The following is a 21,305-nucleotide window of genomic DNA, read 5'->3' on the forward strand; positions in this document are numbered from 1 at the left end:
TCGCCCCTGTGAGGCGTCCCACGTTGTGTCGCACGGTCGTGGGAAGCGGTGAGATCCCCTCGGTGTTGGAAGTGGGGGGCTGACCCCCACCATGACCGTCGACCTGAAAGACGTGAGCGAGATGACGAGTACGGGCACCGAACTTTTCACGATGTACAGCACCCCCTGGTGCGGGTACTGCAAACGCCTCAAGAGCCAGCTCTCCCGTGAGGGGATCGCGATTCGCGAGGTGAACATCGAGGAGAACCCGGAGGCCGCGGAGTACGTGATGAAGGTGAACGGCGGGAACCAGACGGTCCCCACCGTGGTCTTCAGTGACGACACGGCGATGACCAACCCGTCGCTCGCTCAGGTGAAGAAGAAGTTGGCCGAGCTGTCCTAGGACGAACGGCGCGGGCCGCCATGGTGCGGCCCGCGCGGCGGGACCCCCTCCCCCAAGGGGGCGGACACCCCCGAGTTCCGACCGGCGGCACGGCCGACACCGTAGCTCGGAGATGACGGGGAGTGTTGAGTTGGGGGACGATGTGAGGCCTCATGACATAGCGGTCACCGACACGGTGGACGTGGAAGTGGTGCGCCGCACCCCGAACGGGTGGCGTGTGGGCACCGACCAGAACGGGCACGAGACCCCGGACCTGGTGAGCGCGATGGTCCTGGCGGACCTTCTCACCTCCGAGGCGGGGTCGGGCCGCCCCCGCACGCAGGCGCCCGGCCGGGCCCCGGAGGGGGCTTCGGAGGTGGAGCGGCTGCGGCACACGATCACGCAGCTGGAGCACGCTCTGCACTCCAGAGTCGTGGTGGAGCAGGCCATCGGGGTCCTCGCGGAACGGCACACGATGCCGCCGCGTGAGGCGTTCGAGAGACTGCGCTCCTCGGCCCGGTCCCGGGGCCGCAAGGTCGCCGACCTGGCCCAGGACGTGGTGGAGAGCAGTACCAGCCCCTTGACCGTCCTTCCGGACGAGCTCACCACGGGGTCCGGCTGACAGCGGCCGGCTGACCGCGGGGCGTCCGATGCGGGGGACGGACGGCCCGCGGTTCCAGCGTGCCCGGAGGCCGGTCACCAGCCGCCGGGGAGCTCCGCGCCGTACCAGTGCTCGATGAGGGTGCGCGCGATGGAGACCCGTCCGGGGAGGACGACCTCCTCCTTGTGCACGGCCTCGGCCAGCTCGGCCCGGGTGAACCAGCGGGTCTCGGCGATCTCGTCGTCGGTGCACTCGGTCTCCCCCACCGCGCGGGCGGTGTACCCCATCATGAGGCTGCGCGGGAACGGCCAGGGCTGCGAGGCCACGTAACGGGGCCGCTCGACGACCACGCCCGCCTCCTCCGCGACCTCGCGGATCACCGCCTGTTCGAGGGACTCCCCCGCGTCGACGAACCCGGCCAGCACGGAGAAGCGGTGCGCGTCCCAGTTCGGGTTGTTGCCGAGCAGGCACTCCTCCTGCCCGTCGCGCTCCCGGTGCACCAGCATGATCACCGCCGGGTCCATCCGGGGGAACTGTTCGGTGCCCTCCTCCTCGCACACGCGCACGTGCCCGGCCTTCTCGATCCGGGTACGGGAACCGCAGCGCGGGCAGAAGCCGTGGCCGGCGTTCCAGTTGGCGAGGGCGATCGCCCGGGTGAACAGGCCGGTGTCGTGGTCGTTGAGGAGCGCGCCGACCTCACGCAGGGAGGCGGGTTCGGCGACGGCGTTGGACGCCAGGTCCTGGAGCGAGCGGACCGCGAAGTAGGCGCGCTCGCCGTCGCTGCCCAGGAGGTAGCGCTCCCCTTCGGGGGCGTGGCGGGGGTCGACGAGGACGAGCTCCCGGGTCTGGCCGGTGGTGACCAGGGCCCGGGACTGCTTGGCCATGAGCGCCTTCCAGCCGTAGCTGCCGGGTTCGCCGCCCTCCAGGACCAGGACTCTGGTGTTCGGGTCCGCCCAGGCCGCGGCCAGCCAGTCGTCGTCCCCGCGGCGGTGGCCGACGGGGTCGACGGTCGAGCGGGACAGGAGGGGTGTGGCTTCGGTTTCCATACGGCCTTCCGGGATCGTGGTTCTCCTCAAGGTCTAACGCCTCCGGGGGCCGGGCGCACTCCCGTTCGCGAAACCGGGCGGCCGCCGCGGTGGGACGGCGGCCGCGCCCGGCGGGTCAGACCTCCTTGGCGGCGCCCAGTTCCTCCCACAGGTAGGCGACGCTCTCGGCGCCCTTCAGCAGGAGGGGCATCTCGACCTTCTCGTTGGGGGCGTGGATGCGGTCCTCGTTGAGGCCCACGGCCACGAACACCAGCGGGGCTTCGAGGATCTCGGCGATGTCGGCCTCGGGGCCGCTGCCGCCCTCCCGGGTGAACAGCACCTCCTTGCCGAAGGCGCGGCCCATGGCGGAGCGGGCGGCCTTCAGCGCGGTGGAGGACAGGTCGGAGGCGCAGGCGCGCACGCCCGGGCCGCCGAACTCCAGCTCTGCGGTGACGCCGTCGGGGGTGTTGGCCTCGACGTACTCGCGGACGCGGTCCTGGACGCGCAGCGGCTCCTGGCCGGGCACCAGGCGGAAGCTGATCTTGGCGTGCGCGGAGCGGGGGACGATGGTCTTGCCGCCCGCGCCGGTGTGGCCTCCCCACATGCCGTTGATCTCGGCGGTGGGCCGCAGCCAGACGCGCTCCAGGGTGCTGTAGTCCTTCTCACCGCGCGCGGCGGTGGAGGCTGCGGTGGCCAGCCACTCCTTCTCGTCGAAGGGCAGGCGGGCGATGAGCTCGCGCTCCTCCGCGCCGGCCTCGACGACGCCGTCGTAGAAACCGGGGATCGCGACACGGTTGTCGGCGTCGTGCAGGCCGGAGAGCAGGTCGCTCATGATCTTGAGCGGGTTGGGGACGGCACCGCCGAAGGAACCGCTGTGCAGGTCGCGCTCGGGGCCGTACAGGCTGATCTCGACGTCGGTCACACCGCGCATGCCCACGCACATCGAGGGGGTGTCGGCCGCCCACATGGTGGTGTCGGAGATCACGGCGAAGTCGCAGGCCAGACGCTCGCGGTTGGTCTTCATCAGCTCGGCGAAGTGGACGGAGCCGGACTCCTCCTCCCCCTCGACCAGGAGCTTGACCGTGACCGGCGGGGCGTCGGCTCCGGACGCGGCCAGGGCGGCACGCACGCCCAGGGCGTGGAAGAGGACCTGGCCCTTGTCGTCGGAGGCGCCGCGCGCGTACAGGGAGGTGCCGCGTTCGGTGGGGACGAAGGGCTCGGTCTCCCACTCCTCCAGCGGGTCCACGGGCTGCACGTCGTGGTGGCCGTAGACGAGCACGGTGGGCGCGTCGGGGTCGGCGGCGCGCCACTCGGCGAACACGGCGGGCAGACCGGGGGTCTCCCAGACCTCGACCGTGGGGAACCCGGCCGCGGTGAGGTGGTCCGCCAGCCAGCGGGCCGAGCGGCGCACGTCGTCGTGGCGCTCGGGATCGGCGGAGATCGAGGGGATCGCCAGCCATTCCTTGAGTGAGGCGAGGAACTCTTCCCGGTGGGCCTCGATGTAGGCACGTGCGTGCATCAGCCGTCCTTGTCCTGGACATCATTGTCGCCTTTGACCTTAGAACCTGGACGAAGAGGACGAGACCGGGTAACCTACAACCAAATGGTTGTAGATAACGTGCCCAACGAGGACGAACACGTGAACCGGCTGTTCCATGCCCTGTCCGACGCCACCCGCCGCGACATCCTGCACCGCTCGGCGGAGGGCGGCCTGTCGGTGTCACGGCTGGCCGAGGACTACCCGATGAGCTTCGCGGCGGTGCAGAAACACGTCGCGGTGCTGGAGCGGGCCGGCCTGGTCAGCAAGGAACGACGCGGACGGGAACAGCTCGTGCGCACCGAACCCGACGCCGTGCGTCGTGCCCGCGCCGCCCTCGACCGGATCGAGGACCTCTGGCGCGGACGGGTGGACCGCATGTCCCTGATCCTCGACGAGGAACTCGGCGCCTGAGCGCCCCGCGGGCACACGAACGAGAGGAACCGACCCGATGAGCGTCACCAGCGTCGACAAGGACTTCGAGAACCGCACCCTCACCATGACCTGTGACTTCCCGGTGAGCGTGGAACGGACGTGGGAGCTGTGGGCGGACCCGCGCCAGCTGGAGCGGTGGTGGGGACCGCCCACCTACCCGGCGACCGTGGAGAAGCACGAGCTGACGCCCGGGGGCGACGTCACCTACTTCATGACCGGCCCGGAGGGGGACCGGCACCACGGCTGGTGGCGGATCACGGCAGTGGAGGGGCCGACCTCGCTGGAGTTCCTGGACGGGTTCGGGGAGGAGCCGGGTGAGGCCGGGGGCATGCCGACCGTCACCATGCGGGTGGAGATCAGCGGGCACGGCGACGGCGCCCGTATGGTCCTGCGCTCGACCTTCGAGTCGGCCGAGGCCATGGAGAAGATGGTCGAGATGGGCATGGACGAGGGGATGACCGCGGCGCTCGGACAGATCGACGACCTGCTCGACGCCTGAGGACCGCGCCGCACAGCACTGCGGGGGTTCCCCTCGCCGGCCTTCCCGGCGAGGGGCACCTGTGGTTCAGCCCTCCCGCGCGGTGAGCAGGTCCGGCAGGGCGGCCACGGACCCGAGCACGTGCGTGGCCCCGGCGGCCTCCAGCGTGGCGGCGTCGTGGGCGCCGGTCAGCACCCCGACGACGGTCCCGGCCCCGGCGTTGCGGCCGGTGCGCACGTCCGAGGCGGTGTCTCCGGCCACCGCGACGGCGGCGACCGACGACACCTGGGCACGCAGGGCCGCGGCCAGGACCATGTCCGGGTGGGGGCGGCCCCGCCCGCCGACGTCGGCCGGGCACAGGGTGAGGTCGACCAGGCGCCGCCAGCCCAGCGCGGTGATGATGCGGTCCTGGGTGTCCCGGGCGAACCCGGTGGTCAGGGCGATGGCGCGGCCGTCCTCACGGAGGCGGCGCAGGGCCTCCTCCGCGCCGGGCAGCGGTGCGCAGCGACCCTCGTCGACCAGTCCGGCGTAGGCGGCCTCGAAGGCGGCGTTGGCCTTCTGCGCACGCTCCTCCCTTCCTCCGGTGAGGTGGCGGAAGACGGTGATCTTGGATTCGCCCATGGTGTCGCGCACGTGGGCGAGGTCGGCCTCGGTGAAGTCGGGCAGGGCGGCCCGGAAGGCCCGCTCGACCAGGCCGTCGTCGGCGACCGTGGTTCCGGCCATGTCCAGCACGACCAGTTCGGTGCGGACGGGGTTCGCGAGGGCTCCGAGGGCCAGGTGGGCTTCGTGGTCGGTCATGGTCACCAGTCCAGTTCGTCAGCGGTGGTCTCGGCGATGGCCGGGGAACAGGTCATACCCCGGCCGCCGGGGCCGGTGACCAGCCATGCGGAATCGGCGACGGGGGCGCGGTGGACGACCTCCGAGGCGTCCGTGCACTGGGCGTAGACCCCGGCCCAGCGGCGGCGGACCGGCGGCAGCGGGCGCCCGAGGAGGCGTTCGGCCACTCCGGCGAGGTGCTCGTAGGGGGCCTCGGCGGTGTCGAAGGAGAAGGGGTGCTCGTACTCGTGGGTGTCGCCGATCGTGAGGGAGCCGTCGGCGCGCTGGACCATGAGCAGCTGCATGCCGTGTTCCCGCGCCGTGGAGGGCTGGGGCTGCACGCTGTCGAGGGCGTCCAGTTCCGGGCCGCGGTAGGCCGGGTAGTAGCGGAAGCTGTCGGCGTCGGCCACCGAGGTGCTCAGGGTCTCGCCCAGGGGCGCGGTCTGCATCATCTGCAGGCGGACCCGGCGCACGGGCAGGTCAGGGACCAGCTCGCGGACCAGACCGCCCAGCCAGGCGCCGGTGCACAGCACGACCTGGTCGCCCCGGTGGGTCTCGCCGTGGTCGTCGCGGACCGCGCCGGGACCCGGCAGCTCACGGACCTCACGGCCGGTCAGCAGGGTGTAGCGGCCGCTGCGGGCGAGCTCGGCCTGCAGGACGTTCTGCGCGACACGGGGTTCGACCTGGGCATCGCGCCGGCACCACAGGGCTCCCAGAAGATCACCCCGCAGAGCCGGGTTGACCTCGCGGACGCGCTCCGGCCCCAGGAGGTGGAGGTCGCGCGACCCGGCGTCGGGACCCCGGACCGCGGCCTCGGCGACGGCGAGTTCGGCTTCGGTGGTCAGCGCGGTGAGCGAACCGGAGGGCCGGAAGCCCAGGGCGGGGACGCGTTCGGCGATGCCCTCCCACAGCTCGCGGGCGCGCAGCGCGGCCTCCAGCTCCGGGCCACTGGAGCGACCGCTCACCCAGACCAGGCCGAAGTTGCGGACGGAGGCGCCCCGGGCCGCGGCCTCGCGTTCGATGTGGACGACCTCGTGCCCGCGGGAGACCGCCTGCCAGGCGTGCATGGTGCCGAGTACCCCGGCACCGACGATGATCACTCTCATGGGCCCGAGCCTGACCGGCGCGGGTGGAGGCACCGGCTCCCGTCGGAGACGCCCGGATGAACCACCCCCGAACTTTGGACCAGACCCGTTGCCATTCCGTTATCAAGAGTCGGGGTCGGATCGTTCCAACCGGGCGGTGAAGCTGAACCGGTCCCCGCGGTACAGCGAGCGCACCCGTTCCAGCGGACGCCCCTGACCGTCCCGGGACAGCCGATGGATGAGCAGCATCGGCAAAGCGGGCGGGGTACCGATGAGCAGGGCCTCCCTCGGGGTGGCCAGCACGGTCTCCAACCGTTCGTCCGCGCCGGCGAAGGCCTCACCCCGCTCCCGCAGGTAGGAGTAGAAGCTGGAGTCGGGATCGAACTCGACGTCCAGGCGCGGTGCCCGCTCCACCGCCACGTAGGTGGACTCCAGACCCACGCGTTCGTCGTCGGCCCACAGCACCCGTTCCATGTGCCAGACCGGTTCGCCCTCCCCCAGGCCCAGCTCCACCGCCAGCTTCGCCGGACACGGCCAGCTGCGCAGGTCGACCAGGGTGCGCCCCGGAGACCGGCCCTGGCGGCGCACCCCCTCCGTGTAGCTGGCGAGGGAGAGGGGTTGTTCGAGCTTGGCCCCGGCGACCGCGGTACCCCGCCCCCGACGGCGCAGGCGGCCCTCCAACAACAGGTCCCTCAACGCCTGGCGGACGGTCTCCCGGGCCGCACCGAAGCGTTCGGCCAGCTCGCGTTCGGTGGGCAGGACCCGCCCCTCGGGCAGGCCGTCCACCAGCTCGGTGACCAGTAGGCGCACCGCGTAGTACTTGGGCACGCGCCCGTGCTCGGGCACGCCCGCGCGCACGGGCGACCCGCCGTCCTGAGGGATACCTGTCTCTGACACGCGCGCCATTGTCCCCCAGCCGTCACCGCGGAACGAGTCGGCTGATCCGGTACCAGGTGGGCTGCCGCAACCGCCCGCAGAGGACTTCCACGCGCAGCTCCGCGTCGGAACCGTCCCGGTGGGCGCGCATCTCGTCCGGGTCCGTGGTCTCGAACACCACCTCCCAGCGGCCCTCCGCCTCGCGACGGCGGCGCCGCTCGTTCTCTCGCCGTTCGCGTTCCTTGCGTCTGCGCTGTTTCGGCATGCCCCGAGGTTAGAGCGGACCCGCCGGTCTCGCAGGGAACCTTTTGCGTCCCCCGGGACTCTGACCACAGGGGACGGGAGGGACCCGCCCCGCACAGGAGGACTCCGTGAGCACCAACCCCCAGATCGCAGCCCGGTTCAGTGATCTCTTCGACACCCTGGACACCGACGGCGACAAAGCCGTGACCTGGGCGGACTACCAGCGACTGGTGTACCGCTACCTGTCCGGCTACAGCCTCGAGGCCTCCGCTCCCCGGGCCCAGGCGATCCAGACGGCGTACGTGTCCCTGTGGAAGAAGCTGGTCCGGGCCAACGACGACGAGCGGCTCGACCGGGACCGGTTCGTGTCCGCCATGCACGCCGCGGCCGAGGACCGCAGCCGCTCGAACGCGGCCGAGGCCGTGGCCGAGGCGGTCTTCGACCTGCTCGACGCCGACGGCGACGGCCGGATCAGCGAAACGGAGTTCCTGGTCTACGCCGGCGTCCTGGGCGCCCAGGAGGCGGACGCCCGCAAGCGCTTCGCCCACGTGGACACCGACGGCGACGGCGACATCAGCCGCGAGGAGTTCGTGCTGTCCGCCCGCCAGTACCTGTTCGGCGACGACATCGACTCCCCCGGGGGCTTCGTCTTCGGCGTCGTCTGACCCGCGGGCCGCCCCCGCGGCGCAGCGCATCCCCTCGCATACCCCGAGTCAACAGAACACGCAAGAGAGAACGAAAAGGTATCGGAGCATCCGACGCCGGAACCGTCGGGCCGTTGCCGTCGTCACTTCTTGTGGTATACCGCCACCTACATCTAGGAGGCCGCAATGCGGCAGGTCAAACGTAGTCGGTTCGTCACCGGAGCAGCGCTGGGCGCGCTCCCCCTGCTGCTGGTCACCGGCTGCTCGTTCGACTTCAGCATCGGCGGGCCCGGCTCCGTCTCCGCCGACGAGGTCGCCGAGAAGTCGAGCGAGATCCTCGCCGAGCAGGTCGGTCAGACCCCCGACGATTTCACCTGTTCCGAGGACCTCCCCGCGGAGGTCGGTGCCGAGATCCGCTGCGAACTCACCCACGGGGGCGAGAGCATCGGCGCCACCGTCACCGTGACCTCGGTCGAGGACTCCGAGGTCCTGTGGGACGTCGTCGTCGACGACGCCCCGGCCGACGACACCGCCGCGGAGGAGCCTGCGACCCAGGACGACTCCGCGGCCGGGGAGGACAGCTCCGCCGCTTCCGCGAGCGGCGGCCAGGTCGCCAACACGGAGGTCATCAACCAGACGACCGTGGCGCTGGAGGCCGCCGGCCACACCGTCGACAACTTCACTTGCAGTGACACCCACCTCCTCGCGCAGGTGGGGGCTTCGCTGGGCTGCACGTTCACCGAGAACGGCGTCATGAACGACATCACCGTCACGGTGACCTCCGTGGAGGGCGACACCGTCAATTGGGACATCCACTTCGACGAGTAGCCCTCACGGCACAACGCGGCGGGGGCCCGCCACAGGCCCCCGCCGCGTCCCCGGTTCCGGAGCCGGTCGCGCGCCCGGATCCGGGCGTTCAGCCGGGTACGGCACTCACCCCGGTTCGGGGATGTCGGTGATCAGCTCCGCCAGGCCCTCGGCGTCCAACAGGTCGGCGGGGCGCACGGTCTCCCCCGCTCTCACGTAGTGGAAGGCCGCACGGACCTCCTCCAGGCCCACCCCGGCCAGATCGGCCCAGGCCAGCCGGTACGCGGCCAGCTGCACGCCCACGGCCCTGCGCTCGAGCCGGGTGTTGGGCGGACGGCCGGTCTTCCAGTCGACGACGTCGTAGCGCCCCGTGTCGGCGTCGTGGAAGACAGCGTCCATGCGGCCCCGGATCAACCGGTCGCCGATGACGGTCTCGAAGGGGACCTCGACCTCCACCGGAACACGCGGACCCCATTCGCTCTCCTCGAACTTCCTCTGGAGTTCGGCGAGGTCCTCGTCCTCTCCGGCCGTCTCGTCGGCAGCCCCCGGGAGCTCGTCGAGCAGTGTGGCGTTCTGGCCGAAGCGCTGTTCCAGCCAGGTGTGGAAGGCGGTCCCCCGCCGTGTGTGGGGGGCGGGCGGCCGTGGCAACGGCCTGCGGATCTGGCGGGCGAGCGCGGAGGGGTCACGCGCCAGCCAGACCATCGAGGACACCGACAGGTGGGCGGGCAGCTCCACCTGGACGGTCCCGTCCCCGGGAGCGGCGGACTCGGTCTCGCGATGGGCCAGCAGCAGTTCGGTGTCGCGCTCCCACCCCTGGAGCCGGCGGCGCAGACCCTCGGGGGTCTTCCTGGGGCCGGCGGGCCTGCCCTCACGCATCCGGGCGCGGGCACGTTCGACCAGGTCGGCCCCGGCCAGGATCTGGGCGCGGCGATCGTCCGCGGTGGGCGGGGCCGCCGGTACGGGGCCGGGCTCGAACACGGTCCCGGGCTCAGGAACGGACTCGAGGGCGGGCTCGAAGGCGGGCTCGGGCTCGTAGTCGGGCACCGACCCCCCGTCGTGGTCGGGGTCGTACTCCGGCTCGAACTCGAAATCCGGCTCTGGGCCGAACTCGAAGTCGGGGACGGACGCCGGGTCCACGGCAGCGACGGAGGCATGCTCCGGTCCGCTCTCCGCCCCGCCCTGTTCGGCTCCGACCAGTTCGGTCGGGGGCCACACGGCCGAGGACTCCTCCTCGTCGTGCGGGTTGGTGTCCTCGGGATCCGGCGGCGGGTCCCAGCGGACCACGCTTCCAGCACCCTTCTCGCAGGCCTCCCGGACCTCCTCCAGGAACTCCGACGGGCCCCGCCAGGAACTGCCGGTCCGTCCCCACCAGTGGCCGGTGCACACCAGGGCGTAGGAAGCCCGGGTGACCGCCACGTAGGCCAGCCGCCGCTCCTCCATCAGGTGGCGGGCCTCCTCCGCCGCCTTGAAGGCCGCGATGTCGGCTTTCTCCACACCCCGCAGGGCGGGCAGGCTGGAACGGTCGCCGCGCAGCGGGTACGGAAGCAGGTGGTCGGCCTTCACCCAGGCCAGGGAGTCGCGTGCCTTGGCCGGGAACAGCGGAGCCCGTTTGCCCGCGCTCACCCCCGGCACGATCACCACCGGCCACTCCAGACCCTTGGCCCCGTGCATGGTCATGAGCTTGACGCTGTCCGAACCACCGACCCGCTCGCCCGGGCTGAGCGCGCTCTCGTTCTCCTCGGCGGCGTTCAGGTATCCCAGGAAACTCCCCAGTGTGGGGTCTTCGGTGTTGCCCACGAACCGCACGGCGTGGTCGACGAAGGCGTCCAGGTCCGCGCGGGCCGAGAGCGGATCGCGATGGGTACGGGCGCCCACCTCGATGTCCAGGCCGAGCATGCGCTCGATCTCGGTGATCAGGTCCGGCAGGGGCTGCCCCACGAGCTTGCGCAGGCTGCGCAGCTCCTCGGCCAGCCGGCCCAGCCGTTCGTAGGCGGTCGCGGAGTAGTTCGAGGCCGGCCCGGGGTCGTCGACGGCGTCCACCAGGCTGCCGCTCTCGGCGGTCAGGTCCAGGACGGTCCGCCGCAGCAGGTCCTCCGTGCCCTCCTCGGAACCCTCCCTCCCTTCCTCTCCGGCCGGTCCGGTGAGATCGCGGCGGGTGTGACGGGCCAGTTCGGTGGCGCGCCTGCCGAGTGCGGCCAGGTCGCGGGGGCCCATCCGCCAGCGCGGTCCGGTGAGCAGGCGGGCCAGCTCGTTCCCTGCGGAGGCGTCGTGGACCACCCGCAGCGTGGCGATGATGTCGCGGACCTCGGGCACGAGCATGAGCCCGCCCAGGCCGACGACCTCCACGGGGATGTCGTGGGCCTCCAGGGCCTCGCGCAGCGGCGGGAACTGGGAGCGTTTGCGGCACAGGATCGCGATGTCACCGGGGCTGACCTTGCCGTCCGCGCCGCCCCCGGCCTCACCTTCGGGCCAGGCCCGGCCGTCCGGTGCGAACACCGTCCCGCCGGGCTCCTCCGCGCCGGCCTCGACCAGGCGGCGCACCTGGTCGGCGATCCACGCGGCCTCCTCGGTCTCGGTGGAGAACAGGGCGGCCAGGGCGGTGCCCCGGTCCCGGCGGGCGGGGCCGGGGTGCAGGACCGGGACGTCGGCGGCCTCGGCCCGGAGCGGTTCGGAGATGCGCTCGGCGACGTTCAGGACACGCTCGCCGTTGCGGAAGCTCAGCGACAGCCGGCGCACCGAGGCGGGCCGCCCGGGCGCGGCCGGGAAGTCCGTGGGGAAGCTGGTGAGGTTGGCGGCGATCGCCCCGCGCCAGCCGTAGATGGACTGGCAGGGGTCGCCGACGGCGGTGACGGCGTGGCCCTCGCCGAACAGCGCGCGCAGCAGCACCAGCTGGGCGTGGCTGGTGTCCTGGTACTCGTCGAGGAGAACCACGCGGAAGCGGCCCCGCTCGATGAGCCCGACCTCGGCGTGGTTCTGGGCGATGCGCGCGGCCAGTGCCATCTGGTCGCCGAAGTCCATGGCCTCGCGGGCGTGCTTGGCGTGGTTGTACCGGTCCACCAGCGGCAGGAGCTCCTCGCGGCGGCGCTGGGTGTCCACGAGCTCCCGGGTCTCCTTGGTCGGTTTGCGGGGCATCGCGTCCACCCCGGCCTGGATCCAGCGGCCGATGCCGCGCACCTGGTCGGTGGTGGTGAGGTGGTCGGAGATCTGCCCGGACAGGTCCAGGACCCGCCGGGTGACGGTGTCGGCGCCGACGTTCACGTGGTCCATGGGGCCGTCGTACTCGCCGACGATCCGGGCGGCCAGCTGCCAGGCCTGCCCTTCGCTGAGCAGCCGCGAGGTGGGCTCGACCGCCTCGCGCAGGGCGTGGTCGGCGACGATGCGCCCGGCGTAGGCGTTGTAGGTGGAGACGGTGGGTTCGCCGTCCAGCAGCTCCTCGGGGAACAGCTCGGTGGCGCGCAGCTGTTCCAGGCGTTTGCGCACGCGCTCGGCCAGCTCCGCGGTGGCCTTGCGGGTGAAGGTCAGACCGAGGACCTGCTCGGGCCGCACGTGCCCGTTGGCGACCAGCCAGACCACGCGGGAGGCCATGGTCTCGCTCTTGCCCGAACCCGCTCCGGCGATGACCACGCCGGGTTCCAGCGGCGCCGAGATGACCTGGGCCTGTTCGGTGGTGGGTTCGGGCCGCTTGAGCAGCCGGGCGAGTTCGGCCGGGCTGAAGCGGGGCCCGGAGGCGTCGGAGGCCGCGGAATCGGCGGCCCCGGGGGTGGGTTCAGACATGTCGGCCCTCGTCCTGGACCGGGCAGCAGGCGCGTACGGCGCACGAGTTGCATCCGGTGTTGCGGGTGGCGGTGAAGCGGGACCCGCCCATGCCGGTGGCGACCTCGTGCACGAGGTTCTGCGCCCATCCGGAGTCGGGGTCCTCGCCCAGGGGCGGCTGGGCCTGTTCGCGTGCCTTGTTGGTGTAGGCGGCCTTGCCGACCTGCACGAGCGTGGCTCCGCCGGGTTCGGCCAGGCCGAGTTTGGCGAAGGCGCCCTTGAGCACGGCCATCTGGTAGACGCCGAGCTGGGGGTGGCGGGCCAGGTCGTCGGCCTTCGTGCCGCCGGTCTTGATGTCGACGACCACGGCGCGGCCCTCGGCGTCGCGTTCGAGGCGGTCCACGCGGCCGGTGATCTCGATGCCGCCGACGTCCACCTTGAAGCCCTCCTCGGTGACGACCAGCTCGCGGTCGTTGGTGGCGTCCCAGGTGACGAGTTTGCGCACCATCTCGTCGGCGCGGTCGCGCTGCTTGTCGGCCTGCCAGGGGCCGCCGAAGTCCAGGTCGGCCCAGATCTCGTCCATGCGGGCGCCGACCTCCTCCGCGCTGCTGCCCTGGGCGACCAGGACGGCCACGGCGTGCACGACGGTGCCGAGCGCTGAGGCGGAGTCACCGGAGGAGGCCCCGGCGGCGCGCTCCAGCAGCCAGCGCAGCTGGCAGTTGGTGAAGCTCTCCACCTGTGAGGGCGAGACCCGGATGGTGTCCTCGGGATCGGAGAGGGGGCGGTCGTCGGTGAAGGGGGTGAGCGCGTACCACTCGGCCGGGTCCGCGCCCCGGACGCCCTCCTCGGCCAGGCGGGCCAGGTGGGCGGCGGCGGCCTCGCGCAGCGGCCCGGGGGCGTCGGGGTCGGTGACCACGGAGCGCAGATCGGCGACGAGCGCGGGCAGGGAGAGCCAGCGGCGGCCGGTGCTGACCTGTTCGGGGTCGCCCCGGCCCATCTCGTTGAGGAAGCGGGAGGGGCGCTCGTCGGTGTCCTCGCCGCCCACACAGGTGACGTAGAGGGTGCGGCGGGCGCGGGTGAGCGCCACGTAGAACAGTCGGCGCTCCTCGTGCAGGAGTTTGGAGGCCAGGGCGGCGCCGAAGGAGTCCGCGGAGTGGCTCCGAGCGTCCACGAGCTCCTCCACGCCCAGCAGGGAGCCGCGCAGGCGCAGGTCGGGCCACTCGCCCTCCTGGGCTCCGGCCACCACGACCAGCTCCCACTCCAGGCCCTTGGAGCGGTGGGCGGTGAGGATGCGCACCGCCTCGCCCTCGGGGGCGCGTTCGGCGAGGCTGTCCCCGGGGATCTCCTGGGCGGCCAGGTCCTCCAGGAAGCCGTCGGGGGTGCCGGGCGGAAGCCGGTCGCAGTAACGCGCGGCGCTCTCGAACAGCGCCACCACGGCGTCGAGGTCGCGGTCGGCGGCGGCGCCCCGGCGCCCCCCGGCCAGGCTGGCGCGGAGCAGCCGGTCGGCCAGGCCGCTGTCGCGCCACAGCTCCCACAGGACCTGCTCGGCGTCGGCGCCCTTGGCGGTCAGGTCCCGCACGGTGCGCAGGGCGTTGGCCACGCGGTTGGCGGGCGCGGCGACGGCGGGGTCCACCAGGGTGAGTTCGCGCGGGTCGCGCAGGGCGTCCACGAGCAGGCGCGCGGAGGGACGGTAGCCGGTGGGCTCGGTGCCCGCGGAGTCGCCGCTGTCACCGGAGGCCCCGCCGTCGCTCGGGGTCCCACCGACGCGGTCCAGGTCCAGGCGGCGCAGAGCGCGCACCAGCCTTCGCAACCGCACCGTGTCGGCCTCGCCGAACGGGCTCATCAGGAGTTCGCGCGCGGAGTCGTCGTCGAGCTCCTCGGGGCGCAGGCCGTAGCGGATCAGAGCGAGCATCGGGCGGACGATGGGTTCGGCCGCCACCGGAAGGTCGTCGGAGCCCACGACCACCGGCACCGAGGCCGCGGTGAGCGCCCGGCGGAGCACGGGGAGCTGGCGGCTGGAGGAGCGCACCAGGACCGCCATGTCCGACCACGGGACCCCGTCCACCAGGTGGGCGCGGCGCAGGGTGTCGGCGACCACCGCGGCCTCCTGCGTGGCGCTGTCGGCCATCAGGACGTGCACCTCGCCGTCGGGGACGCCCTCGGCCGGGACGAGGTCGCGGTGGGCGTTGACCCGGCCCCGCGCGGCGGCCACGGCCGGCAGCCGGCGGGTGAGGCCGCGCGAGGCCGCGAGCAGGGTGGAGCCGCTGCGGCGGCAGGTGCGCAGCGCCACCACCGGGGCGTCGGTGCGCTGCAGGGTGGGGAACCGGCTGGGGAAGTCGAGGATGTTGTCGACCTCCGCACCGCGGAAGGCGTAGATGGACTGGTCGGGGTCGCCGACCGCGACGAGGTCGCGGCCGTCCCCGGCCAGGGCGCGCAGGAGCTCCTCCTGGGCGGGGTCGGTGTCCTGGTACTCGTCGACGAACACCACCTCGTGGGCGGCGCGCTCGCGCTGCTGCACCTCGGGGTCGGAGAGCATGTTGGCGGCCACCCGTACCAGCTCGGCGTAGTTGAGCGTGGGCACGGGAGCGATGTCGAAGCGGCCGTTCATCCGGGCGAGGAACCCGGCCGCGGCGGCCCAGTCGTCGCGACCGCGCTCGGCGGCCTCCCGGGCCAGTTCGGCGGGGCCCAGCCCGCGTTCCTGGGCGCGCATGAGGAAGTCGCGCAGCTCCTCGGCGAAGCCGCGGGTCTCCAGGGCGGGCCGGAGCCGTTCGGGCCACTCGTGCGCGCCGTCCTGGGACTCCCAGGTCAGCAGTTCACGGACCTCCATGAGCTGCTCGGGCCCGGACAGCAGCCGGGGCGGCAGGTCACCCATCCGCTGGAACTCACGGCGGATGAGGGAGTAGGCGTAGCTGTGGAAGGTCAGCGCCAGGGGTTCGCGTGTGGTGCGGCGCAGGCGGCCGGTGATGCGCTCACGCAGTTCCTGGGCGGCCTTGCGGCTGAAGGTGAGCACCAGGATGCGTGAGGGGTCCACGCCGCGGTTGTCGATGCGGTCGACCACGGCCTCGACAACGGTGGTGGTCTTGCCGGTCCCGGGGCCCGCCAGGACGAGCAGCGGCCCGCCCGGGTGGTCGACCACGCGCTGCTGGTTCTCGTCCAGCACCGGAGGCGGCTGCACCTGGTGGGCGCGCCGCACAAGACGGTACGGGGATGTGTTCACGCCTCCAGTTCACCAGAGGCGGACGACCATCCCGGACGCGTCCGGAGGAAACAGGCGGCTCGTCAGTCTTCGCTTCCCCCGTCCCACCGGGCTTCCCGCATGTCCACACGGTCACTTCCCGGACGCATCGGGGTGGCCTCCGCCGCGTAGTGGGACCGGGCCCGTACGAGGTGCCCCTCTGCGGGGCGCCCGTCCGCGCGCACCACCCGCCACCAGGGCACGCCCCCGCCCCACCGGGACATGACGGATCCCACTTGCCGGGGTCCGCCGCGGCCGACGTACTCGGCGATGTCGCCGTAGCTCATCACACGGCCCGGCGGGATCCGTTCGACCACCGAGAGGACCTCCTCGGTGTACTCGTCGACGGCCTCCCCGTCGGCCTCGGGTCCTGAGGGGTGGGGTTCAACCATGGGACCGAGCCTAGCCATCCCCGCCGACACCCGCCGCCGGGCCCGGCCCCGGACGCACGGCCCGTGCGCTCTCTGCTGGACCTGGACACCGCGACGTTTCGGTGAGCGCCGAACCCTCCCGCTCCTAGGGTCGGGCCATGACCGGAACAACCGCCTCCCGAGCGGCGCTCGCCGCTGCCGCCACCACCGTCGTCCTGTGGGCCTCGGCGTTCGTCGCCATCCGCGCCGCGGGCGAGTACTTCTCCCCCGGCGCCCTGGCCCTGGGCCGCCTGGCCACCGCGTCCCTCGTCCTGTTCCTGATCGTGCTGCTCACCGGGCGAGGGCTGCCGCCGCGCGCCGCCTGGCCCGGCATCCTCTGGTCGGGGGTGCTGTGGTTCGGCGTGTACATGGTGGCGCTCAACTGGGGAGAGCAGCAGGTGGACGCGGGTACGGCAGCACTGGTCGTCAACCTGGGCCCGGTGCTGATCGCCCTGCTCAGCGCCCGACTGCTCGGTGAGGGCCTGCCCCGGCCGCTGGCCGTCGGGACCGCCGTCGCCTTCGGCGGCGCCGCGGTGATCGGACTGTCCACCGCCGGACACGAGGGCTCCTCCGCCCTGGGAGTGCTCCTCTGCCTGGTGGCGGCGGTCGGCTACGCGATCGGCGTGGTCGCCCAGAAACCGGCCCTGCGGCACGCCGACGCCCTGCAGGTCACCGCCTACGCCTGCCTGGTCGGCACCCTGTGCTGCCTGCCCTTCGGCGGGGTCCTGGTGACCGAGGCCGCGGCCGCCCCGTGGCAGGCCACGGCGACCCTCGTCTACCTCGGGCTGTTCCCGACCGCGCTGGCCTTCACCACCTGGGCGTTCGCGCTGTCCCGGATGCCTGCCGGACGACTGGGCGCCACCACCTACCTGGTCCCTGCCCTGGTGGTGGCCATGTCCTGGGCCCTGCTGGGCGAGACACCCGTGCCGGGCGCGTTGCTCGGCGGGGCGCTCTGTCTGGTCGGTGTGGCCGTCTCGCGTCGGGTCAGCCCGCGGCCGGACCGCGCTTCAGGTACTCCACGAGTCCGTGGTTGAAGGCCCTGGGGCGCTCCATGTTGACCCCGTGCCCCGCCCGCTCCACGACGGCCGCGGAGGCCCTCGGGTTCAGGGCGGCCGCTGCGGCCGCGTGCCCGCCGGGCCAGAACTCGCTCTGCGCGCCCGCCACGAACAGGGCCGGCACGTCCGCGCCCGCGATCACCGAACGCCAGTCGCGGCCGGCGTGGTCGCGCAGCAGCTCCTTCTCCGGCCCGGTCAGGGCGGGATCGGTCCCCCGCATCGCGGCCAGCAGCCGCACGGCCGCGATACCGCGCCGCCGGAGCGGCACCCCGTGCCCGGTGCCGGGGATGCCGTCGTCGAAGTAGGTGTCCGCGTTCTCCTCGGTGAACCCGTAGAACCCGTGCGGCCAGTCCGGGGTGTTGAGCATCTTGGGGGTCTGGTCGGCGATCACGATCCGACCGACGCGGTCGGTGCCGAACTGTTCCGCGTAGGACCACAGGGTGTTGCCGCCCATCGACCCGCCCACGAGGTGCGCACGTCCGGTGACCGCCGTCGTGAGGAAGGTGTGCAGGTCGCGCCCGCGCACCCCCATGTCGGTGCCGACCGGGAGGGCCGTGCCCCCGTGCCCCGGCAGGTCGACCGCGAACACCCGGAACCCCGCCGCGGCCAGCGCGGAGACCTGGAAGCGCCACGAACCCGCCGGGGCCTTGAACCCCGCGAGCAGGACCACCGGCTCGCCGTGCGGATCACCGTGCTCGGTGTACCGGATGCTCTCACCGAGCTCGCCCGTGATCACGGTGGATCTCCCCTGTGCTGCTTGTCCTGGACACCAGCACCCTCTCACGGCCCTCTCCGGGAGGGGCCGGAGAGGGCGGGGACCACTCCGGGGCCAGGGCTGTGCCGGCTACTCCGGTTCGGCGTTGCTGTGGGTGCCCCAGGCCAGTTCGGGGTCGCGCCTGCGCGCCGACCTCGCCATGACCAGGCCGAAGACGCCCAGGAGCGCGATGGCCCCGCCGCCGATCCACGCGGTCATCGCTGCCCCGGTGATGTGGGTGAACCCGAGCAGCCACGGCAGGAGGAACAGCAGCAGCCCGCCGGCGATCACACCGGCCTCACTGGCCAGCAGACCGGGGCGGGTCAGCGACAGTGTCGCGGCGAGGACGACCCCCAGTCCCAGCACGAAGAACAGGCCTCCCGAGAACCCCAGCATCCCGTGTCCGACCCAGCTCAGACCCACCACGAGACCGAGCGCGACCGCCGCCCAGTCCGCCCAGCGTCCCTTCTCACGCATAACGCCACCTCCTTGCGTCGGGGACGAGCGCCGGTGGTCGACGCCTCGTCCCGTGGGTGACTTGTACCCACTCCGGGCAGCCGGGAATGCCGAACGGCGCCGGGAGGACCCGGCGCCGTTCGGGGAGAACTGGTGAAGCTAGTAGGTGGGCAGGCTCGGGTCGACCTGGTTGACCCAGGCCAGCACGCCGCCGCCCACGTGCACGGCGTCGGAGAACCCGGCGGCCTTGACCGCGGCCAGGGCCTCGGCCGAACGCACGCCGGACTTGCAGTGCAGGACGACCCGCTTGTCCTGCGGCAGCTGCTCGAAGGCCTTGCCGTTGAGGAACTCACCCTTGGGGATGAGCGTGGCACCCGGGATGCTGACGATCTCGTACTCGTTCTTCTCGCGCACGTCGACGAGGAAGATGTCGTCGGGCTTGCGGTCCAGGAGCTCCTTGAGCTCCGGAGCGGTGATGGTCGAGTCCAGAGCGGCCTCGGTGGCCTCCTCGGACACGGCGCCGCAGAAGGCCTCGTAGTCGATGAGCTCGGTGACCGGCTCGGTGTCCGGGTCCTTGCGGACCTTGACCTCGCGCCAGGTCATCTCGAGGGCGTCGAAGATGAGCAGACGGCCGACCAGCGGGTCGCCGATACCGGTGATCAGCTTGATCGCCTCGTTGACCATCACCGAGCCGATGGAGGCGCACAGCACGCCCAGGACGCCGCCCTCGGCGCAGGAGGGGACCATGCCGGGCGGCGGGGGCTCGGGGTAGAGGTCGCGGTACTGCGGCCCGTACTCGTTCCAGAAGACGCTGACCTGGCCGTCGAAACGGTAGATCGAACCCCACACGTAGGGCTTGTTCAGGAGGACGGCGGCGTCGTTGACCAGGTAACGGGTCGCGAAGTTGTCGGTGCCGTCCAGGATCAGGTCGTAGCCGGCGAAGATCTCCAACGCGTTGTCGGACTCCAGGCGGTCCTGGTGCAGGACGACCTCGACGTTGGGGTTCACCTCCTTGATGCTGTCCCGGGCGGACTCGGCCTTGGGCCGGCCGACGTCGGTCTGGCCGTGGATGATCTGGCGCTGGAGGTTGGACTCGTCGACGACGTCGAAGTCGATGATGCCGAGTGTGCCCACACCAGCGGCGGCGAGGTAGAGCAGGGCCGGGGAACCGAGGCCGCCGGCGCCGACGACCAGCACCTTGGCGTTCTTCAGGCGCTTCTGTCCGTCCATGCCCACATCGGGGATGATCAGGTGACGCGAGTAACGGCGCACCTCGTCCACGGTCAGCTCTGCGGCTGGTTCGACCAGCGGCGGCAGCGACACGGTGACTCCTCATGACTGTTCGGGTCGCTTCGCATCCGGGGGCGGTGCGCGAAGCTGCTTGCACTTATACCCAACCTAACGGGTGGGGTTTTCCATTCCCACCCCGGGGAGGCGTGGTCCGCGTCGCGTCCACCGGCCTCCTGCCCCCTCAACCAGGGCGGGCCGCGAGTTCATTCCGTGTGGGCCTCCCCTCCCGCGGGTAGTGTCGCTCGTACGCTCCGCGACGATGTTGGGAGGACCCCGTGGCATCTTCCGATCACAGTGGGAAGAGAGGGCGCGCCGCAGCGGCGGCCGAGGACCCGACCGCGGCCGTGCCCGAGGCGGACGCGGCCGAACAGCGCGCCCCGGCCGGCGCCGACGACCTCGACGACTGGACCGAGGAGACCCCGGGTGAGGCCTTCGCCGAGGCCGACGAGGCGGACGTGATCGAACAGGCCCGGGACGCGGGCCTTGACGAGGAAGAACACCGCTGATCCGGGACAACGGTCGCTTCCCGCCGCCCACATCGAACCTACGCGGGAGTAGGATGAGGGAAAAGCTGCGGGCCGCGACACAGAGCCGAGGCCGCGTCCGACAGCGTTAGCCACGCAGATGTCCGGTGAATGGTGTGCATCTGCCATGCCGAGTTCGGAGGGTGTGGGTGTGACAGCTCCTTCAGACGCCCGCGCCCGGGGCACCCGCTTGCCCCGGGTCAGGCGCCGCCGCCAGCTCCTGGCAGCAGCTCAGGAGGTCTTCGTCGCCCGCGGCTACCACGCGGCGGCGATGGACGAGATCGCGGACCGCGCGGGTGTCAGCAAACCGGTTCTGTACCAGCACTTCCCCGGGAAGCTGGAGCTCTACCTGGCCCTTCTGGAGGAACACTCCGAGGCCCTGGTCGAGAAACAGCGGGAGGCGCTGGAGAGCACCGACGACAACCGTCAGCGCGTCACCGCCAGTTTCCAGGCGTACTTCGACTTCGTCGCGGGTGACGGGGAGGCGTTCCGGCTGGTCTTCGAGTCCGACCTGCGCAACCTGCCCGCCGTACGGGAGAAGAGCGAGCAGACGTTCCAGCGCTGCGCGGAGCTGATCGGCAAGGTGATCCGTCAGGACACCAGCATCTCCGACGAGGAGGCTCACCTGCTGAGCATCGCCCTGGTCGGCATGGCCGAGACCAGCGCCCGGTACTGGCTGAACAACCACGGTTCGGTCCCCCAGAACGCCGCCGAGCAACTGGTGGCCCGGCTGGCCTGGCGCGGGATCAGCGGCTGGGACCTCACCCGTTCCAGCGAAGAGGCCGAGTTCGAGGACTGACGCCCCGACAGCCACAGGCTCGACCCCCGGCCGCGAAAGCGCGCCGGGGGTCCTCCTTTCTCGGAACACACTTTTCCGACATACGCGGATCGCGCATTTTCTCGAATTCTGCACGGAAAGC

The 21,305-nt window shown here is 72.1% G+C and carries 21 protein-coding genes; 9 read left to right on the forward strand and 12 right to left on the reverse strand.

Going from position 1 to position 21,305, the window contains the following annotated elements; genetic code table 11:
* Positions 1-121: 121 nt before the first annotated feature.
* Complete coding sequence (locus tag D458_RS0102735) at positions 122-382, forward strand: mycoredoxin (protein ID WP_026118926.1); 261 nt, start codon at positions 122-124, stop codon at positions 380-382.
* A gap of 112 nt (positions 383-494) precedes the next feature.
* On the forward strand, positions 495-983 hold the full coding sequence (locus tag D458_RS0102740; protein ID WP_040702067.1) for an ANTAR domain-containing response regulator: 489 nt from the start codon (positions 495-497) through the stop codon (positions 981-983).
* A gap of 74 nt (positions 984-1,057) precedes the next feature.
* On the opposite strand, the gene nudC is transcribed toward D458_RS0102740, so the two are convergent.
* Positions 1,058-2,008 carry an NAD(+) diphosphatase gene (nudC, locus tag D458_RS0102745; protein WP_017585193.1) on the reverse strand — a complete coding sequence of 317 codons (951 nt, stop codon included), beginning with the start codon at positions 2,006-2,008 and terminating at the stop codon, positions 1,058-1,060.
* A gap of 115 nt (positions 2,009-2,123) precedes the next feature.
* The gene (locus D458_RS0102750; RefSeq protein ID WP_017585194.1) at positions 2,124-3,506 is read right to left on the reverse strand and encodes a dipeptidase; all 1,383 of its coding nucleotides are present in this window, start codon (positions 3,504-3,506) and stop codon (positions 2,124-2,126) included.
* An 84-nt stretch (positions 3,507-3,590) separates the two neighbouring features.
* On the opposite strand from D458_RS0102750, the gene D458_RS0102755 reads away from it, so the two are divergent.
* Both D458_RS0102755 and D458_RS0102760 read left to right on the forward strand, forming a co-directional pair.
* Positions 3,591-3,938 carry an ArsR/SmtB family transcription factor gene (locus D458_RS0102755; RefSeq protein WP_026118928.1) on the forward strand — a complete coding sequence of 116 codons (348 nt, stop codon included), beginning with the start codon at positions 3,591-3,593 and terminating at the stop codon, positions 3,936-3,938.
* Between the two features lie 37 nt (positions 3,939-3,975).
* Positions 3,976-4,458, forward strand: a complete 483-nt coding sequence (locus D458_RS0102760) for an SRPBCC family protein (RefSeq protein WP_017585196.1) — start codon at positions 3,976-3,978, stop codon at positions 4,456-4,458.
* 66 nt (positions 4,459-4,524) lie between these two features.
* Here the strand turns inward: D458_RS0102760 and D458_RS0102765 are convergent, their stop codons facing one another.
* The 4 genes from D458_RS0102765 to D458_RS0102780 all read right to left on the reverse strand — a co-directional run bounded on the left by D458_RS0102765 (position 4,525) and on the right by D458_RS0102780 (position 7,479).
* A complete protein-coding gene (locus D458_RS0102765) occupies positions 4,525-5,235 on the reverse strand; it encodes a phosphonatase-like hydrolase (RefSeq protein WP_051049557.1) in 711 nt (236 codons plus the stop codon).
* A 2-nt stretch (positions 5,236-5,237) separates the two neighbouring features.
* Positions 5,238-6,353, reverse strand: a complete 1,116-nt coding sequence (locus D458_RS0102770; protein ID WP_017585198.1) for a TIGR03364 family FAD-dependent oxidoreductase — start codon at positions 6,351-6,353, stop codon at positions 5,238-5,240.
* A 108-nt stretch (positions 6,354-6,461) separates the two neighbouring features.
* On the reverse strand, positions 6,462-7,244 hold the full coding sequence (locus D458_RS0102775; protein ID WP_040702068.1) for a GntR family transcriptional regulator: 783 nt from the start codon (positions 7,242-7,244) through the stop codon (positions 6,462-6,464).
* Positions 7,245-7,257: 13 nt separating this feature from the next.
* Positions 7,258-7,479: a hypothetical protein gene (locus tag D458_RS0102780; RefSeq protein ID WP_017585200.1), complete on the reverse strand. Its 222-nt coding sequence runs from the start codon at positions 7,477-7,479 to the stop codon at positions 7,258-7,260.
* A gap of 106 nt (positions 7,480-7,585) precedes the next feature.
* Here D458_RS0102780 and D458_RS0102785 point away from each other — a divergent pair, with 106 nt between their 5' ends.
* Positions 7,586-8,122 (forward strand): EF-hand domain-containing protein, encoded by a 537-nt coding sequence (locus D458_RS0102785; RefSeq protein WP_017585201.1) that lies wholly within the window; start codon positions 7,586-7,588, stop codon positions 8,120-8,122.
* Between the two features lie 165 nt (positions 8,123-8,287).
* Positions 8,288-8,929 carry a DUF4333 domain-containing protein gene (locus D458_RS0102790; protein WP_017585202.1) on the forward strand — a complete coding sequence of 214 codons (642 nt, stop codon included), beginning with the start codon at positions 8,288-8,290 and terminating at the stop codon, positions 8,927-8,929.
* 105 nt (positions 8,930-9,034) lie between these two features.
* On the opposite strand, the gene D458_RS0102795 is transcribed toward D458_RS0102790, so the two are convergent.
* The 3 genes from D458_RS0102795 to D458_RS0102805 form a co-directional block, all read right to left on the reverse strand.
* Positions 9,035-12,682 carry a UvrD-helicase domain-containing protein gene (locus D458_RS0102795; protein WP_017585203.1) on the reverse strand — a complete coding sequence of 1,216 codons (3,648 nt, stop codon included), beginning with the start codon at positions 12,680-12,682 and terminating at the stop codon, positions 9,035-9,037.
* Positions 12,675-15,854, reverse strand: coding sequence for an ATP-dependent helicase (locus D458_RS0102800; protein WP_017585204.1), 3,180 nt, complete (start codon positions 15,852-15,854; stop codon positions 12,675-12,677). Before D458_RS0102800 ends, D458_RS0102795 begins: the two co-directional genes overlap by 8 nt.
* A gap of 86 nt (positions 15,855-15,940) precedes the next feature.
* Positions 15,941-16,288: an MGMT family protein gene (locus D458_RS0102805; RefSeq protein WP_017585205.1), complete on the reverse strand. Its 348-nt coding sequence runs from the start codon at positions 16,286-16,288 to the stop codon at positions 15,941-15,943.
* A 137-nt stretch (positions 16,289-16,425) separates the two neighbouring features.
* Here D458_RS0102805 and D458_RS32815 point away from each other — a divergent pair, with 137 nt between their 5' ends.
* Positions 16,426-17,340 carry a DMT family transporter gene (locus tag D458_RS32815; protein ID WP_017585206.1) on the forward strand — a complete coding sequence of 305 codons (915 nt, stop codon included), beginning with the start codon at positions 16,426-16,428 and terminating at the stop codon, positions 17,338-17,340.
* On the opposite strand, the gene D458_RS0102815 is transcribed toward D458_RS32815, so the two are convergent.
* From D458_RS0102815 to moeZ, 3 genes are all read right to left on the reverse strand, one after another.
* Positions 17,291-18,097 carry an alpha/beta fold hydrolase gene (locus D458_RS0102815; protein WP_017585207.1) on the reverse strand — a complete coding sequence of 269 codons (807 nt, stop codon included), beginning with the start codon at positions 18,095-18,097 and terminating at the stop codon, positions 17,291-17,293. The two genes, D458_RS32815 and D458_RS0102815, sit on opposite strands and share 50 nt — an antisense overlap.
* Before the next feature lie 108 nt (positions 18,098-18,205).
* Positions 18,206-18,592 (reverse strand): SPW repeat domain-containing protein, encoded by a 387-nt coding sequence (locus D458_RS0102820; RefSeq protein ID WP_017585208.1) that lies wholly within the window; start codon positions 18,590-18,592, stop codon positions 18,206-18,208.
* A 138-nt stretch (positions 18,593-18,730) separates the two neighbouring features.
* Complete coding sequence (gene moeZ / locus D458_RS0102825; protein ID WP_017585209.1) at positions 18,731-19,894, reverse strand: adenylyltransferase/sulfurtransferase MoeZ; 1,164 nt, start codon at positions 19,892-19,894, stop codon at positions 18,731-18,733.
* A gap of 242 nt (positions 19,895-20,136) precedes the next feature.
* On the opposite strand from moeZ, the gene D458_RS0102830 reads away from it, so the two are divergent.
* A complete protein-coding gene (locus D458_RS0102830) occupies positions 20,137-20,367 on the forward strand; it encodes a hypothetical protein (RefSeq protein ID WP_026118931.1) in 231 nt (76 codons plus the stop codon).
* 169 nt (positions 20,368-20,536) lie between these two features.
* A complete protein-coding gene (locus D458_RS0102835; protein WP_026118932.1) occupies positions 20,537-21,184 on the forward strand; it encodes a TetR/AcrR family transcriptional regulator in 648 nt (215 codons plus the stop codon).
* Positions 21,185-21,305 lie beyond the last annotated feature (121 nt).

This window comes from Nocardiopsis ganjiahuensis DSM 45031 (assembly GCF_000341085.1).
GTDB classification, from domain to species: domain Bacteria; phylum Actinomycetota; class Actinomycetes; order Streptosporangiales; family Streptosporangiaceae; genus Nocardiopsis; species Nocardiopsis ganjiahuensis.

Coding starts and splice junctions, on each gene's coding strand:
- D458_RS0102735 (WP_026118926.1), top strand. CDS start 122: ATGACGAGTACGGGCACCGAACTTTTCACGATGTACAGCACCCCCTGG.
- D458_RS0102740 (WP_040702067.1), top strand. CDS start 495: ATGACGGGGAGTGTTGAGTTGGGGGACGATGTGAGGCCTCATGACATA.
- nudC (WP_017585193.1), bottom strand. CDS start 2,008: ATGGAAACCGAAGCCACACCCCTCCTGTCCCGCTCGACCGTCGACCCC.
- D458_RS0102750 (WP_017585194.1), bottom strand. CDS start 3,506: ATGCACGCACGTGCCTACATCGAGGCCCACCGGGAAGAGTTCCTCGCC.
- D458_RS0102755 (WP_026118928.1), top strand. CDS start 3,591: ATGGTTGTAGATAACGTGCCCAACGAGGACGAACACGTGAACCGGCTG.
- D458_RS0102760 (WP_017585196.1), top strand. CDS start 3,976: ATGAGCGTCACCAGCGTCGACAAGGACTTCGAGAACCGCACCCTCACC.
- D458_RS0102765 (WP_051049557.1), bottom strand. CDS start 5,235: ATGACCGACCACGAAGCCCACCTGGCCCTCGGAGCCCTCGCGAACCCC.
- D458_RS0102775 (WP_040702068.1), bottom strand. CDS start 7,244: ATGGCGCGCGTGTCAGAGACAGGTATCCCTCAGGACGGCGGGTCGCCC.
- D458_RS0102780 (WP_017585200.1), bottom strand. CDS start 7,479: ATGCCGAAACAGCGCAGACGCAAGGAACGCGAACGGCGAGAGAACGAG.
- D458_RS0102790 (WP_017585202.1), top strand. CDS start 8,288: ATGCGGCAGGTCAAACGTAGTCGGTTCGTCACCGGAGCAGCGCTGGGC.
- D458_RS0102795 (WP_017585203.1), bottom strand. CDS start 12,682: ATGTCTGAACCCACCCCCGGGGCCGCCGATTCCGCGGCCTCCGACGCC.
- D458_RS0102805 (WP_017585205.1), bottom strand. CDS start 16,288: ATGGTTGAACCCCACCCCTCAGGACCCGAGGCCGACGGGGAGGCCGTC.
- D458_RS32815 (WP_017585206.1), top strand. CDS start 16,426: ATGACCGGAACAACCGCCTCCCGAGCGGCGCTCGCCGCTGCCGCCACC.
- D458_RS0102820 (WP_017585208.1), bottom strand. CDS start 18,592: ATGCGTGAGAAGGGACGCTGGGCGGACTGGGCGGCGGTCGCGCTCGGT.